This is a genomic window from Thalassotalea sp. PS06, assembly GCF_007197775.1.
In the GTDB taxonomy this organism is placed as follows: Bacteria; Pseudomonadota; Gammaproteobacteria; order Enterobacterales; family Alteromonadaceae; genus Thalassotalea_A.
On sequence record NZ_CP041638.1, the window covers coordinates 3,578,736 to 3,594,016 of the forward strand.

Consider the following 15,281-nt stretch of genomic DNA (forward strand, 5'->3'; position numbering starts at 1 on the left):
TTTATCATCCAAAGAAAGCAACTATTCCCATGCTAAAGCTACTTAGTTAAAGTAGTTAAAAAAACAGCGATTTCGAAATGACTTCAACTTCTGCTAACGCCAATTCCAATTGCAGCAATGACCAAGCTAAGCGAGAATACCAGCTCGACGATATCTGGCATTTGATCAATCAAAGAGCCGCAGATGCAGCCCTTCAATCCCTGAATACCTATACCAGCAAATATCCCGATTATGATCACGGTTGGTTTGCATTCAGCTTTCTGTTATTTCAGTTAAAAAGAGCAGAGTCGTCGTTAGAATGTATTGATAAAGCCATCGCCTTGTCACCGACATGCAGCGATTGGCGTATCCATCGAGCCCATGTATTGTGGTTGCAAAATCGTCTTAAAGAAGGCCAAGAAGAGCTGGCGAAACTAGTTTCTCTCCCCGACTCGAAACAACTATTAGTAGAACTTGCCAGCGTCAGTAATAAGCTCAGCGACTATTCGATGGCAGAAAAAACCTATCTGGCGCTTCTGAACATCGAAAATCAACCACAAGCCAGAGCCCAACTGTTTTTCAACCTGGCCTCGGTGCAAAGGTATCTTGGCAAACTTTCCGAATCAGAACAAAATCTGAACCAGGCAATTGAACTCAATACTTTAGATACTGAAGCGATTCTGCTTCGCTCAAGTTTAAAAAAACAAACCCTCGATAGTAATCATGTGGCGTCGTTACAGGGCTTATTGACGACCAACAAACTCAATCCATTGCAAACTTCACAACTTTGCTACAGCCTGGCGAAAGAGTTAGAGGACTTGCAGCAATATGATGCTAGCTTTGATTATCTGGCAAAGGGTGCGGACAGCAGAAGATCTACACTTCGTTATCAGGTAGAAGGCGATATCGAAGCCCTGGCAGCAATTAGAGACACATTTGATAGTCAATACTTTCAGCAAAAGTCTAAGGAAAATGCTCAGTTAGAACAACCTGCAGATTGCACCCCTATATTCATTTTTGGACTTCCCCGAACCGGTTCTACGTTAATAGAGCGGATCCTCAGTGGTCACTCTGAGGTGACCAGTGCCGGGGAGCTAAACCATTTTTCCTGGCAATTTATGCAGCAGATAACGAAGCAATTTAATACCAAGCCAGAGAATAAAACCGCCACAATTGGATACTCAAAACGCCTTGATTTATCCGGACTGGCAAACGGTTATTTAGAATCGACGCGGCCATTTTGGAAGAACCAACGATATTTCATTGATAAATTGCCATTAAACTCTCTCAATGCCGGCCTTATCAGAGGCGCATTACCACAAGCAAAAATGATTCTCGTACAGCGCCATCCTATGGATACCTGTTACGCCATCTATAAACATTTATTCACCCAGGGCTATCCATTCTCTTATTGTCTAAATGAGCTCGGCCAATACTACATTGCCCATCATAAATTAATGCAGCACTGGATACAGGAAATGGGGGAGGCAATATACCAGGTACGCTATGAAGATTTACTTGCGGCGTCACAAGTGCAAACCAAAAACATGTTAGCCTATTGCGGATTAGATTTTCAGCCACAATGTATGGCGTTTGAAAAAAACCATCAGGCCAGCACAACCGCCAGCGCCAGTCAGGTTCGACAGGGGCTGTACAAAGATTCACTGGCAAAGTGGCGAAACTATGAGAAACAGCTGGCACCGTTATTGGAACAATTACAGCAAGCTGGTATTGAGATTTAAACACTCCGCCTATTTTTGCTTAAGTCGTTGAATTTAAATATGATGACCCCATCTGGATAATTTTAAGGACGATACTCTTGATTAATGAAGTACAAACCTGGCTGGTTGAGCAGGGCTTACCGGCCACTTATGTAGAACCTGTATCCCTTGGTGTTGGCATTGTCATTCTTGCAGCATTATGTTGGATAGGTTTTTATATCGCGCGCCATCAGGTGTTAAATTTTGTCCATAAACTGGTCAGTAAAAGTGCCAATAAGTGGGACGATTTATTAATACAGCACGCGGTATTCAGTCGCATTGCCTGGTTGGTTCCAATTACCATCTTACTTATCCTAAGCCCTATATTTATTCGCCAAAACCCTATCTTGCTGAATTTTTTACAGGTTTTTGCCAAAGTAGCCTTGGCTCTGCAGATCGCAAGAAGTGTGAGTTCCTTACTCAACGTAACTAATACGGCGTTTCAGAAATCCAGTAACCAAAAATATCTGCCGTTGAATGCAACCATTCAGGTCCTTAAATTAGCGGTTTATCTGGTAGCCATTATTCTGGCGATTGCTACGGTCGTTGACAAATCACCGATTTATCTTCTCAGCGGTTTAGGTGCATTAACCGCCGTACTGCTATTGGTGTTTCAGGATACTATCAAAGGCCTGGTGGCCAGCGTGCAGATCTCGGCCAATAAAATGGTGGCGCCTGGAGACTGGATTGAAATGCCTCAATATGGAGCAGATGGCGACGTACAGGAAATTGCCTTAAATACGGTAAAGGTAAAAAACTGGGACAATACGGTAACTACCATTCCAACCTATGCGCTGATCAGTGAATCCTTTAAAAACTGGCGAGGAATGACAGCATCTGGCGGCCGCCGTATCAAACGTTGTATCCAGATTGATTTAAACAGTATTCATTTTTGCTCGGCAGATTTACTGGACAACCTATCAAAGCTGGAGCTACTACAACCGTATCTGAAACAAAAACATGATGAAGTTTCGGCGTATAATCAGCAAAAAGGCGAGCAAAGTGAAAGCAATCCAAATTTAAGAAAGTTGACCAATATCGGAACATTTAGAGCCTATATCACCGCATATTTGCAAAATCATCCGAAAGTACATTCCGATATGACCTGCATGGTCAGGCAGTTGAAACCTAGTGAGACTGGCGTTTCATTAGAACTTTATTTCTTTAGTAATGACACCAACTGGGTGAACTATGAAGGGATTCAGGCCGATGTGTTTGATCACTTGTTTGCCATCGCGCCATTATTTGAATTACGGATCTTCCAGAACCCAACCGGTTATGACTGGCACCATGCTTTACGCCAGTCATAACGATTACCAGCTCTAATATTGGCGAATAACCCCTTCTTGGATCGTCGAGGCTACTAATCGGCCTTGGCGATCAAAAATCTTTCCTCGCACTAAGCCTCTGCCGCCACTCGCTGACGGGCTATCAATATCATATAGTAACCAGTCGTCAAAACGAAACGGGCGATGAAACCACATCGCATGGTCAATGGTGGCAATCTGAAAATCTTTCGACCAGATGTTCTTACCATGGGGATGAACCGAGGTTGGCAGGAAATTGTAATCGGAAGCATAACCGAGCACATATCGGTGAATTCTTGGGTCATCACCTAAATCTCCCTTAGCTCGCATCCAGACCTGATTGCGACCTTCTGAAATTTCCGGATTTAGCCAGTCATACTCTTTTACTGGCCTAAATTCTATTGGTCGCTCAGCAAAAACCGTAGCATGCAGATGCTCTGGAATGTAAGGCTTATATTTAAGCTGCAGCTCATGCAGACCTTGCAACTCTTCTGGTTGCACAACATCAGGCATCTCATCCTGATGTTCGAAGCCCTCTTCTTCAATTTGGAACGAGGCCATCATGTTATAAATGATTTTTCCGTTTTGCATAGCTTGGACTCTGCGGGTGCTAAAGCTTTTACCATCGCGGGTAATATCAACCATGTAAGATATGGGTTTGCTGGCATCCCCGGGTCTGAGGAAATAGCAGTGAAATGAATGCAGGTTTCTTTCATCATTAATGGTTTGTTTAGCTGCAGATAGAGCCTGACCAATCACCTGACCGCCAAAAACTGCTTTGAAACCTAAATCCTGGCTTTGACCCAAAAACAAATTGGTATCCAGTTTTTCTAAACTTAGTAATCCCAATAACTCAGTTAATACTTTGCTCATTCACCTTTCCTAATGTGGTCAGCTCTTAACAGTTAAATTCTACACGTCCCCCCAATCAATTGCATGATATAGCGATACAAAGGTGTACATCTGGGTTACAAATTTTAACAACCTATCAACAAACGAGCGCTTTGGATCAAAAAAAACACATTTTTTTAAAATTTTTTCACGTGTTATTTCAAGTACTTGAGAATTATTTATTAGCTTTGTTAAAAAATAATTGCATAAAGGGGTTTACACAAGAGATTCGATCCATATAATAACAATCAAGAGCTGACAAGCTCGTCCAAGGCAAACCTAGTGAAAGCTAGGGACGCAAAGTTACCGGTCTAAGGGTAATTAATTTATATAAGTTCATGGTATAAATTAGTTATTTATGACAGCGGGACCGCCGAGTAAGAAATAGTGGGGGCTTTTCCTATAAAGCGTAACCTGTCTATCGATTGTGTAACTTTGCGCGCCTTGTCTTATCTTAATTCAACATTGTCTCTTCTAAAAAAATTCTTTATTCCAAACCAATTCATAAAATATTTTTACTCTCTGTAAACTTGTTCGTTTTTTGAGCGATCTTGCGTGGTAATTTATTCCAGATCTATTGATGACTAAGTTCCGACGTTATAAACAAAGTACACGCACAAGTGCATTGCCCACACAAACAAGGGGCTGGGTTATGTCGAACGAAGGTTTATACCAATCACATTAATATAGAATGACTATATCAATGAAATCTATGTTGTAACTGAACCTCGGCCCTAACTCTGAGTTGTGCACAAACTTAGTGGGATTGGTATTATTGTTTGCAGCTAAATGCCCGACGATTTCTCGCCGGGCATACAATGGTAGGTAAACTAGTTAATTTTCTTAGAAACGATGTACTCATCGATAAGCTCTTCTAATAACGATAATGGCACCGAACCATTTTTTAGAACTTCGTCGTGGAATTCACGAATATCAAAATCAGCACCTAACTCATTCTCGGCTTTTGTCCGAAGCTCTTTTATTTTGATTTCACCCAGCTTATAAGACAGTGCCTGTGCGGGCCATGAAATATAACGGTCAATTTCGGTTCTGACATTGTGTAACGACAATGCGGTATTACTCGCCAGGAAATCCATTGCTTTATCTCGCGACCATCCCATGCTGTGCATTCCGGTATCGACAACCAATCTAGCCGCTCGCCACATTTCATAAGTCAGACGACCAAAATCTGAATAAGGGTCTTGATAAAACCCGGCTTCAATTCCCAGGTATTCACTATATAGTCCCCAACCCTCGCCAAAGGCGGAAATATAGGTTTGTTGACGAAAGCTTGGAACATTTTCCATTTCTCTGGCAATTGAACCCTGCAAGTGATGGCCAGGTACTGCCTCATGCAATGTCAAAGCTTCTAATACATATAAAGGGCGCCTGTCTAAAGCATAAGTATTGACCCAATATTCGCCTGGTTGATCATCACGGCTTGGGCCGGAGTATCTGCCGGTCGTATATTTGGGCGCAATGCTGGCCGGTACTGGCACGACACCATAAGGTGTGCGGGGTAGGGTTTTAAATAACGCCGGAAGTTGAGCATCCATTTTTTTTGCTATATAAGATGCTTCTTTGAGAAGCTCTTCAGCAGACGTAGCGTAGAACTGCGGATCCGTTCGTAGAAAATCAACGAACTGGGCAAAGTCTCCATCAAATTTTACCGATTCAATAATCGCTTCCATTTCAGCTCGAATACGGGCTACTTCCTCCAGCCCAATCTGATGAATCTGCTCCGCGGTTAAATTTAGCGTGGTGTAGTATTCAATGCGATTCTGATAGAACGCGTCACCATCAGGCAATGATGTAGCGGCAATATTCTTTCGTGCATTGGGAATATATTCGCCGACCATAAAGTCATAAAATTCTTGATAGGTAGGATTCATTACTTCAGTGATAGTTTTTTCGGCATCTGCCTGAAGACGCTCACGTGTTGATTTATCGAAATGATCTGGGAATTGTTTAAACGGACGATAAAAAGGGCTGTGAGCTGCATCATCAACGATAAACGCACTGATACTGTCTTCGAATCCTTTTAACACTACCTGTGGCTGGGTTCGACCAGTTTCTAATCCAAGCTTCATCCAATACATCTGCTGATCAAAATAGGTCGGCATGTAGTTTAATCGTTGCAGATAAAGCTGATAATCTTCGACCGTTTTGAATGCGGAACGATCGACCATGTATGGTAAATAGGCATGAAAACCGGCCTCTGCAGTTAGCGGAATGTAGTGCTCTTTGAATCGATAGTTATCGATATCATTGTTTAATTTGTACAGCAAAATAGTCTGATTAATGCGGTTATCTAACGACAATGCGTCGCTATCAATCGCAGCGAGTCGATCTCTTAAAGCAATATTCTCCTGATACTGTGATTTCAGTGCCTGTGGTGAGACATCATAGTAAAGTTTCTCACTGTCCTTTTTGAACGGATTCAAGCTATCCTGATATTCCTGCTCATCATCAATGAGTTGCTGTAACTGTTTATCTGCTTCACTATGTTCCTGCTCATTATCATGTTTATTTTGATTAACGCTACACGCTGTCAAACTGATAGTCAGCGCCAATATCATTAAAGAATTTGCTATCTTCACAGGCTTACCTTTTTATTGATTAACCCGAAGGATCAGTTGCTCAACCGATTCTTCGCTAAATACATCTATACCATGCTGGCTCAGCAACTTGGCTGTTACCCCCATTCCGCGTACTTTAGTGCCCGAAAAGGTGCCATCATAAATCATCCGTCCGCCGCAGGATGGTGAGAATTCTTTTAGCAATGCATAGCGGATATTATGTTGCTGGCATAATCGCAGAGCCTCATTGGCACCGCGTTTAAATTGCTCAGTTACATTATTTCCGAATTCATCAAAGACTAAATCCTTTGATTGCTCAGCACGAGCCCGTGGCACGGATAAGCCACCGGCAACTTCAGGGCATATCACTACTAATCGACCCTCGTCTTTCCATGTCTGCAATTGCGGATGCATCAAGCTTTTGCTTTCGCCATCGTAGCGAACCTTGTTACCAAGAAAGCAGCTGCTAATCAGAATTTTTTCCATGCTTATACCAATCAGTCCAGCTTATCGCTATTAAATAAAGACTCTAGCTCTTCTCGACCTTTCTTATTGACCTTAAGAACCTCTTCAAAGTCATATCTGTCATTGGCGCGATATGCCTGTTCAAGCATTTCTTCGTCGTGACGGCGGAACACTTTAACCAAAAATTCCGCACGCCCCTCATCAATGCCATATTCTTCAAGTACAATCTGTGCTGCCTTTAAGCTGCCATCAAACATTTCCCGAATGGTGGTTTCAACCCCCATTTCCCGATATTTAAGAACACTGAGACGGCTCTTGGCACGGGCGACAATTTTTAAATTTGGATAGTGCTCGCGCACCGTTTTCGCGATAGCAAAGCCATGCTTATCACTATCAGCGGCGATAAACATAACCTTGGCATGTTCGAGCCCCGCGGCTCTGAGTAGTTTTAAATTGGTAGCATCGCCAAAAAAGACTTTGTTACCAAACTGGCGAACAAACTCGATATGCTCGGCGTTGTAATCGAGGGCAGTAAAGCGAATATGGTTAGCGGTAAGGATACGGCCGGTGATCTGGCCAAAGCGTCCAAATCCGGCAATGATTACTTCCGGTTCATGGCTGACGTTCTCCTGATCATAGTTTTGTGCCACGCCACTTCGTTGCAACACTTTATCGACTAGGAGGATCAGTGGCGAAGTCAGTGCCATCGACAAACTGACGATGATGGTAACCATATTATTGATGTCGCGTTCTATCACTCCCTGGCTGAGGGCAAAACTCATGATCACAAAGGCGAATTCACCACCCTGGGATAACATCAGGGCGAGTTTAAATTTCTTCCGCCTGAGGCCAGCAGTTTTGCGGATCAACAGATAAATAATCGCCATTTTTGCCGCCATCAGGGCAAGCGCCCCAGAGACGATAACAAAAGGATCAGAAACCAGTAAAGCTAAGTCTAGTTTCATTCCTACCGCAATAAAAAACAGGCCAAGCAACAAGCCTTTAAATGGCGATATCTCTACTTCCATTTGATGACGAAAACTGGAGTTTGCCAACAAAATACCGGCGGTAAATGCGCCCATGCCCATGGATAAACCAACATTGTGCATCAGCAATGCGGTTGCCATTACAATCAGCAATGCCGAGGCGGTAATCACTTCACTGCTACCATATCTGGACATAGTACGCAGAAATGGGTTTACAAAATACTTGCCAGACAATAACACCAACACTATAGCGGCAATCGATACCCACCAGGCGGGGGCATCTGGGTTTGAACGCCCGGCCAGAGCTTCAACCAACAGTAGGATCGGTATCACCGCAATATCTTGCATAAGTAAAATGGAAAACCCTTTTTGGCCGAGTTCGGTATTTAGAATCCGTTTTTCGGTCATCAATTGAATGGCAAAAGCGGTTGACGAAAGGGCTAATGCCATACCAACAATAAGTGGTACTTTAAAGCCGTCGTTAAGTAGCCAGAAAACCGCAGCGAAAATAACCACTGTGCTGATGAGTAATTGCCCGCCACCAATGAATAAAATGTCGTTACGCATCCGCCAGAGTTTTTGCGGATCGAGCTCCAGGCCAATGATGAATAATAAAAACACCACTCCATATTCAGCAAAATGGAGTATTTGATCCGGTTCACTGATCAAACCCAGTACCGATGGGCCGATAATAATACCCGCGGCCAGATAGCCAAGGATGGAACCGAGTTTTAAGCGGGTGAAAAAAGGTACGGCAATTACCGCAGCGGTAAGAAAGATTATCGCTAAGCCAAGATTACTCATATTCAGGGTAGATAAAAAAGTGTTAACTAAGTGTAAAGGAAAATGGGGGTAAAGGGGAGGGATTCAAAATCGAATAGATTTTGAGGGTGGAGTTACAACGTAAAGCGTTTTAAAGGTGGAGTTGCAGCCTAGCTGCAATGAGAAAAACTTTCCGATTTCCCAAAACACGAGGAAGTCGATTGTTTTGCTCCACCTTCGTTAGACTCCACCCAAAATGCGACGCAGGGAGTATTTTATCCACCTGCGCTAGCGTCCCTCAAACGCAAAAAGCCCGCTCAGTTGAGCGGGCTTTTGTCGTTAATTAGAAGCCTAGCGATGACCTACTCTCACATGGGAACTCCCACACTACCATCGGCGCTATTGCGTTTCACTTCTGAGTTCGGCATGGGATCAGGTGGTTCCACAACGCTATTGTCGCTAGACAAAAATCGTACGCTAGAAGATTTTTGCCCCGTTGGCGAACGGGGCCTCCTGATGCGTTCTGAGTGTTGTTTACTCCGCTATCAAGACGCTTCTAACTTTAATTCGAAAAGCTGTATTAATTTCAATTCTTACTCTATCTATTTGACTGCGTAGCATGTCAAACAACACAATTTTCTTTGGTGTTGTATGGTTAAGCCTCACGGGCAATTAGTATCAGTTAGCTCAATGCCTCGCAGCACTTACACACCTGACCTATCAACGTTGTAGTCTCCAACGACCCTTTAGGGAGCTTAAAGCTCCAGTGAGAACTCATCTCAAAGCCTGCTTCCCGCTTAGATGCTTTCAGCGGTTATCAGTTCCGAACATAGCTACCCGGCAATGCCACTGGCGTGACAACCGGAACACCAGAGGTTCGTCCACTCCGGTCCTCTCGTACTAGGAGCAGCCCTCTTCAATTCTCAAACGCCCACGGCAGATAGGGACCGAACTGTCTCACGACGTTCTAAACCCAGCTCGCGTACCACTTTAAATGGCGAACAGCCATACCCTTGGGACCGACTTCAGCCCCAGGATGTGATGAGCCGACATCGAGGTGCCAAACACCGCCGTCGATATGAACTCTTGGGCGGTATCAGCCTGTTATCCCCGGAGTACCTTTTATCCGTTGAGCGATGGCCCTTCCATACAGAACCACCGGATCACTATGACCTACTTTCGTACCTGCTCGACGTGTCTGTCTCGCAGTTAAGCTGGCTTATGCCATTGCACTAACCGTATGATGTCCGACCATACTTAGCCAACCTTCGTGCTCCTCCGTTACGCTTTGGGAGGAGACCGCCCCAGTCAAACTACCCACCAGACAGTGTCCCCAGCCCCGATTAGGGGCCTAGGTTAGAACATCACGCATACAAGGGTGGTATTTCAAGATTGGCTCCACTCTATCTGGCGACAAAGTTTCAAAGCCTCCCACCTATCCTACACATGTAGGAGCAATGTTCACTGTCAAGCTATAGTAAAGGTTCACGGGGTCTTTCCGTCTAGCCGCGGGTATACGGCATCTTAACCGCAAATTCAATTTCACTGAGTCTCGGGTGGAGACAGTGTGGCCATGATTACGCCATTCGTGCAGGTCGGAACTTACCCGACAAGGAATTTCGCTACCTTAGGACCGTTATAGTTACGGCCGCCGTTTACCGGGGCTTCGATCATGAGCTTCGCTTACGCTAACCCAATCAATTAACCTTCCGGCACCGGGCAGGCGTCACACCGTATACGTCATCTTTCGATTTTGCACAGTGCTGTGTTTTTAATAAACAGTTCCAGCCACCTGGTTACTTCGACCGACCGAGGCTTAGAGAGCAAGTCTCATCACCCTAGCCGGCGTACCTTCTCCCGAAGTTACGGTACTATTTTGCCTAGTTCCTTCACCCGAGTTCTCTCAAGCGCCTTAGTATTCTCTACCTAACCACCTGTGTCGGTTTGGGGTACGGTTCCTTATAATCTGATGCTTAGAAGCTTTTCCTGGAAGTAGGGCATCAACAACTTCAGCTCCGTAGAGCCTCGTCTCGTATCTCAGCCTTAAGAAGAACCGGATTTACCTAATTCTTCAGCCTACATACTTTCACATGGACAACCAACGCCATGCTTGCCTAGCCTGCTCCGTCCCTCCTTCGCAATTATAAGAAGTACAGAAATATTAATCTGTTTCCCATCGACTACGCGTTTCCGCCTCGCCTTAGGGGCCGACTTACCCTGCCCTGATTAACATGGGACAGGAAACCTTGGTCTTTCGGCGTGGGGGTTTTTCACCCCCATTATCGTTACTCATGTCAGCATTCGCACTTCTGATACCTCCAGCAAACTTCTCAGTTCACCTTCAACGGCTTACAGAACGCTCCCCTACCACTGGAGCATATCCTAAAATCATCTCTATCCGCACAGCCCATCGACTGTTTGGGGACGCTTGAGTGTTTTCTCTTCATTTATCAAAAAGAAGAAAACACAGAAGTCTTAAATAACTTTAGTGATATGCTCCAATCCGCAGCTTCGGTGCATAGTTTAGCCCCGTTACATCTTCCGCGCAGACCGACTCGACTAGTGAGCTATTACGCTTTCTTTAAAGGGTGGCTGCTTCTAAGCCAACCTCCTAGCTGTCTATGCCTTTCCACATCGTTTCCCACTTAACTATGACTTTGGGACCTTAGCTGGCGGTCTGGGTTGTTTCCCTTTCCACTATGGACGTTAGCACCCATAGTGTGTCTCCCGGATAGCACTCATTGGTATTCGGAGTTTGCAAAGGGTTGGTAAGTCGGGATGACCCCCTAGCCTTAACAGTGCTCTACCCCCAATGGTGTTCGTCCGAGGCTCTACCTAAATAGATTTCGGGGAGAACCAGCTATCTCCCGGCTTGATTAGCCTTTCACTCCGACCCACAGGTCATCACCGCATTTTTCAACATACGTGTGTTCGGTCCTCCAGTTGATGTTACTCAACCTTCAACCTGCCCATGGGTAGATCGCCGGGTTTCGGGTCTATGCCCTGCAACTGAACGCGCAGTTAACACTCGCTTTCGCTACGGCTCCCCTATTCGGTTAACCTAGCTACAGAACATAAGTCGCTGACCCATTATACAAAAGGTACGCAGTCACCCCATCTCAAATGACTCTTGTCATTTGAACCATCATCGGTTCTATTTCTTCGGTGTGTCTTTGAGTGAGCAAGCAAAGCTTCTCACAGAAAGAACCCATAAAGAGTTATTCGAAATAAACCTTTAACTCTGCTAGGTTGCAGAATTGGTTCTATTTCTTCGGTGTGTCTTTGAGTGAGCAAGCAAAGCTTCTCACAGAAAGAACCCATAAAAGCCATTTGATGATGGGGCTTCCACTGCTTGTACGTATGCGGTTTCAGGTTCTATTTCACTCCCCTCACAGGGGTTCTTTTCGCCTTTCCCTCACGGTACTGGTTCACTATCGGTCAGTTAGGAGTATTTAGCCTTGGAGGATGGTCCCCCCATATTCAGTCAAGATTTCTCGTGTCCCGACCTACTCGATTTCACGGTAAGTTCATTTTCGTGTACGGGGCTATCACCCTGTATCGCTGAGCTTTCCAGCTCATTCCACTAACTTACAAACCGCTTAAGGGCTAATTCCCGTTCGCTCGCCGCTACTAAGGAAATCTCGGTTGATTTCTTTTCCTCGGGGTACTTAGATGTTTCAGTTCTCCCGGTTCGCCTCGTTAAGCTATGAATTCACTTAACGATACCCGCCTGATGACGGGTGGGTTTCCCCATTCGGACATCTGAGCCTATAACGCCTTTTATCGGCTTAACTCAGCTTTTCGCAGATTAACACGTCCTTCATCGCCTCTAACTGCCAAGGCATCCACCACATACGCTTAGTCACTTAACCATACAACCCAAAGAAAACTTTGTTTTGTATGTCTGACAAGTAACGCAATCTAATAGATTACTTGAGTAAGAATTAATAATCATAAAGATTATTAGCCGGATAACTTACGTTATCCGATTTGGTATTTATATTTGACCAACACCTCGCGCGACACGAGTTGTTGAATATAAACACCGGGTTTAATATCAGCTTTCCAAATTGTTAAAGAACATTGAAGATGCACACATTCGGCAAATTCATGGTTAAAAAAACCAAACGTAAATCATAGTTCATCCATAACTTAGGTTTGGCCTTTCTTTCGATGACTCATTATCATTTCGCGTTTAGTCAAGGCGTTTGGTGATGACGTTTATTTTTCAATAAACGAATCAACAAACAACGCAGAATAAACGTGAAATTGGTAGGTCTGAGTAGACTTGAACTACCGACCTCACCCTTATCAGGGGTGCGCTCTAACCAGCTGAGCTACAGACCTACTATATGCGTAAGTAAATAAATCAGGATGGTCGGACCGACCTCACCACTCATATAAGAGCGTGGGATGCTAACCAGCTGAGCTACAGACCTACTATCTACTGCAAGTCGTGAAATGGTGGAGCTAAGCAGGATCGAACTGCTGACCTCCTGCGTGCAAGGCAGGCGCTCTCCCAGCTGAGCTATAGCCCCATAATTCTGACGTACAGGGTCATCGTCTTTATTCGTTATCAAAGCAATTTGTGTGAACACTCAAGAAAGTTGTTTTACTTAAGGTAAGGAGGTGATCCAACCCCAGGTTCCCCTAGGGTTACCTTGTTACGACTTCACCCCAGTCATGAATCACAAAGTGGTAACCGTCCCCCCGAAGGTTAAACTAGCTACTTCTTTTGCAACCCACTCCCATGGTGTGACGGGCGGTGTGTACAAGGCCCGGGAACGTATTCACCGTGGCATTCTGATCCACGATTACTAGCGATTCCGACTTCATGGAGTCGAGTTGCAGACTCCAATCCGGACTACGACAGACTTTGTGGGATTCGCTCCACCTCGCGGTCTTGCTGCCCTCTGTATCTGCCATTGTAGCACGTGTGTAGCCCATCCCGTAAGGGCCATGATGACTTGACGTCGTCCCCACCTTCCTCCGGTTTATCACCGGCAGTCTCCTTAAAGTTCCCGCCATAACGCGCTGGCAAATAAGGATAGGGGTTGCGCTCGTTGCGGGACTTAACCCAACATTTCACAACACGAGCTGACGACAGCCATGCAGCACCTGTCTCAGAGTTCCCGAAGGCACCAATCTATCTCTAGAAAGTTCTCTGGATGTCAAGGGATGGTAAGGTTCTTCGCGTTGCATCGAATTAAACCACATGCTCCACCGCTTGTGCGGGCCCCCGTCAATTCATTTGAGTTTTAACCTTGCGGCCGTACTCCCCAGGCGGTCAACTTAGTGCGTTAGCTGCGCTACCCACGGATCAAGTCCACAGACAGCTAGTTGACATCGTTTACGGCGTGGACTACCAGGGTATCTAATCCTGTTTGCTCCCCACGCTTTCGTGCCTCAGCGTCAGTTTTTGTCCAGGTGGCCGCCTTCGCCACTGATGTTCCTTCCAATCTCTACGCATTTCACCGCTACACTGGAAATTCCACCACCCTCTACAAAACTCTAGTCATACAGTTCGAAATGCAGTTCCCAGGTTAAGCCCGGGGCTTTCACATCTCGCTTATACAACCGCCTACGCACGCTTTACGCCCAGTAATTCCGATTAACGCTCGCACCCTCCGTATTACCGCGGCTGCTGGCACGGAGTTAGCCGGTGCTTCTTCTGCGAGTAACGTCACAGCTAGCAGGTATTAACTACTAACCTTTCCTCCTCGCTGAAAGTGCTTTACAACCCGAAGGCCTTCTTCACACACGCGGCATGGCTGCATCAGGGTTTCCCCCATTGTGCAATATTCCCCACTGCTGCCTCCCGTAGGAGTCTGGGCCGTGTCTCAGTCCCAGTGTGGCTGATCATCCTCTCAAACCAGCTAGAGATCGTCGCCTTGGTAGGCCATTACCCCACCAACTAGCTAATCTCACTTGGGCTAATCAAAAGGCGAAAGGTCCGAAGATCCCCTCCTTTGGTCCGTAGACATTATGCGGTATTAGCAGTCGTTTCCAACTGTTGTCCCCCACCTTAAGGCATATTCCCAAGCATTACTCACCCGTCCGCCGCTCGACGCCAGAAGAACAAGTTCTTCTTCGTTTCCGCTCGACTTGCATGTGTTAAGCCTGCCGCCAGCGTTCAATCTGAGCCATGATCAAACTCTTCAATTAAAAAGTTGTTGTCCTTGCGGACCATGCTCAATGAATCACTTGTTACCAATTAAGGTAACTGACATATAAACGTATATTAAATAAATTAATAAAGACTCATGTGTCACAAATCATTAAGACTTTTATATTGCTCTTTCGAGCTATATGGTAAAACTGTCTTAACTTGAGTGCCCACACAAATTGCTTGATAACTAATTGTTAAAGATGCGCTTTTAAAAAAGCCGAGAATTAATCGCATTCGTTAATCTCGTTGTTTCGCTGCAGGCCTTGCCCGAAGCAGGATGCGCATTCTACGCCATCCAGTTTTGATGTCAACCGCTTTTTGATAATTATTTCGAAAAAGTTGTTTTCGAATATTTCTCAGTTTCGGTCGTGATAACCGGGTTA

Annotated in this window: 6 protein-coding genes, 2 tRNA genes, 3 rRNA genes and 1 riboswitch; of the genes, 2 read left to right on the forward strand and 9 right to left on the reverse strand. The window is 45.1% G+C overall.

The features are described 5' to 3' along the window. Nucleotides 1-77: 77 nt before the first annotated feature. Both FNC98_RS15865 and FNC98_RS15870 read left to right on the forward strand, forming a co-directional pair. A complete protein-coding gene (locus FNC98_RS15865) occupies nucleotides 78-1,721 on the forward strand; it encodes a tetratricopeptide repeat-containing sulfotransferase family protein (RefSeq protein ID WP_144035247.1) in 1,644 nt (547 codons plus the stop codon). 77 nt (nucleotides 1,722-1,798) lie between these two features. Further along, on the forward strand, nucleotides 1,799-3,049 hold the full coding sequence (locus tag FNC98_RS15870) for a mechanosensitive ion channel family protein (protein WP_260680380.1): 1,251 nt from the start codon (nucleotides 1,799-1,801) through the stop codon (nucleotides 3,047-3,049). Between the two features lie 12 nt (nucleotides 3,050-3,061). Here the strand turns inward: FNC98_RS15870 and tesB are convergent, their stop codons facing one another. The 9 genes from tesB to FNC98_RS15915 form a co-directional block, all read right to left on the reverse strand. Further along, nucleotides 3,062-3,919, reverse strand: a complete 858-nt coding sequence (tesB, locus tag FNC98_RS15875) for an acyl-CoA thioesterase II (protein WP_144035248.1) — start codon at nucleotides 3,917-3,919, stop codon at nucleotides 3,062-3,064. A 280-nt stretch (nucleotides 3,920-4,199) separates the two neighbouring features. Further along, a riboswitch (cyclic di-GMP riboswitch) is annotated at nucleotides 4,200-4,315 on the forward strand. 452 nt (nucleotides 4,316-4,767) lie between these two features. Further along, nucleotides 4,768-6,516: a DUF885 domain-containing protein gene (locus FNC98_RS15880; protein ID WP_144035610.1), complete on the reverse strand. Its 1,749-nt coding sequence runs from the start codon at nucleotides 6,514-6,516 to the stop codon at nucleotides 4,768-4,770. Between the two features lie 33 nt (nucleotides 6,517-6,549). After that, a complete protein-coding gene (locus FNC98_RS15885) occupies nucleotides 6,550-7,002 on the reverse strand; it encodes a DUF523 domain-containing protein (protein WP_144035249.1) in 453 nt (150 codons plus the stop codon). An 11-nt stretch (nucleotides 7,003-7,013) separates the two neighbouring features. Next, on the reverse strand, nucleotides 7,014-8,771 hold the full coding sequence (locus FNC98_RS15890) for a monovalent cation:proton antiporter-2 (CPA2) family protein (protein ID WP_144035250.1): 1,758 nt from the start codon (nucleotides 8,769-8,771) through the stop codon (nucleotides 7,014-7,016). 307 nt (nucleotides 8,772-9,078) lie between these two features. After that, nucleotides 9,079-9,193: ribosomal RNA gene (gene rrf / locus FNC98_RS15895) — 5S ribosomal RNA — on the reverse strand. 187 nt (nucleotides 9,194-9,380) lie between these two features. Further along, a 23S ribosomal RNA gene (locus FNC98_RS15900) occupies nucleotides 9,381-12,601 on the reverse strand. Between the two features lie 398 nt (nucleotides 12,602-12,999). Further along, nucleotides 13,000-13,076 (reverse strand) — tRNA-Ile (locus FNC98_RS15905). A 115-nt stretch (nucleotides 13,077-13,191) separates the two neighbouring features. Then, a tRNA-Ala gene (locus FNC98_RS15910) sits at nucleotides 13,192-13,267 on the reverse strand. 84 nt (nucleotides 13,268-13,351) lie between these two features. After that, nucleotides 13,352-14,894: ribosomal RNA gene (locus tag FNC98_RS15915) — 16S ribosomal RNA — on the reverse strand. The 16S, 23S and 5S rRNA genes sit together here with 2 tRNA genes alongside, the layout of an rRNA operon. Between the last annotated feature and the right edge of the window lie 387 nt (nucleotides 14,895-15,281).

Excerpts from the sequence above, each read along its gene's own strand:
- FNC98_RS15865 (WP_144035247.1), top strand. The coding sequence starts at position 78 with ATGACTTCAACTTCTGCTAACGCCAATTCCAATTGCAGCAATGACCAA.
- tesB (WP_144035248.1), bottom strand. The coding sequence starts at position 3,919 with ATGAGCAAAGTATTAACTGAGTTATTGGGATTACTAAGTTTAGAAAAA.
- FNC98_RS15880 (WP_144035610.1), bottom strand. The coding sequence starts at position 6,516 with ATGATATTGGCGCTGACTATCAGTTTGACAGCGTGTAGCGTTAATCAA.
- FNC98_RS15885 (WP_144035249.1), bottom strand. The coding sequence starts at position 7,002 with ATGGAAAAAATTCTGATTAGCAGCTGCTTTCTTGGTAACAAGGTTCGC.
- FNC98_RS15890 (WP_144035250.1), bottom strand. The coding sequence starts at position 8,771 with ATGAGTAATCTTGGCTTAGCGATAATCTTTCTTACCGCTGCGGTAATT.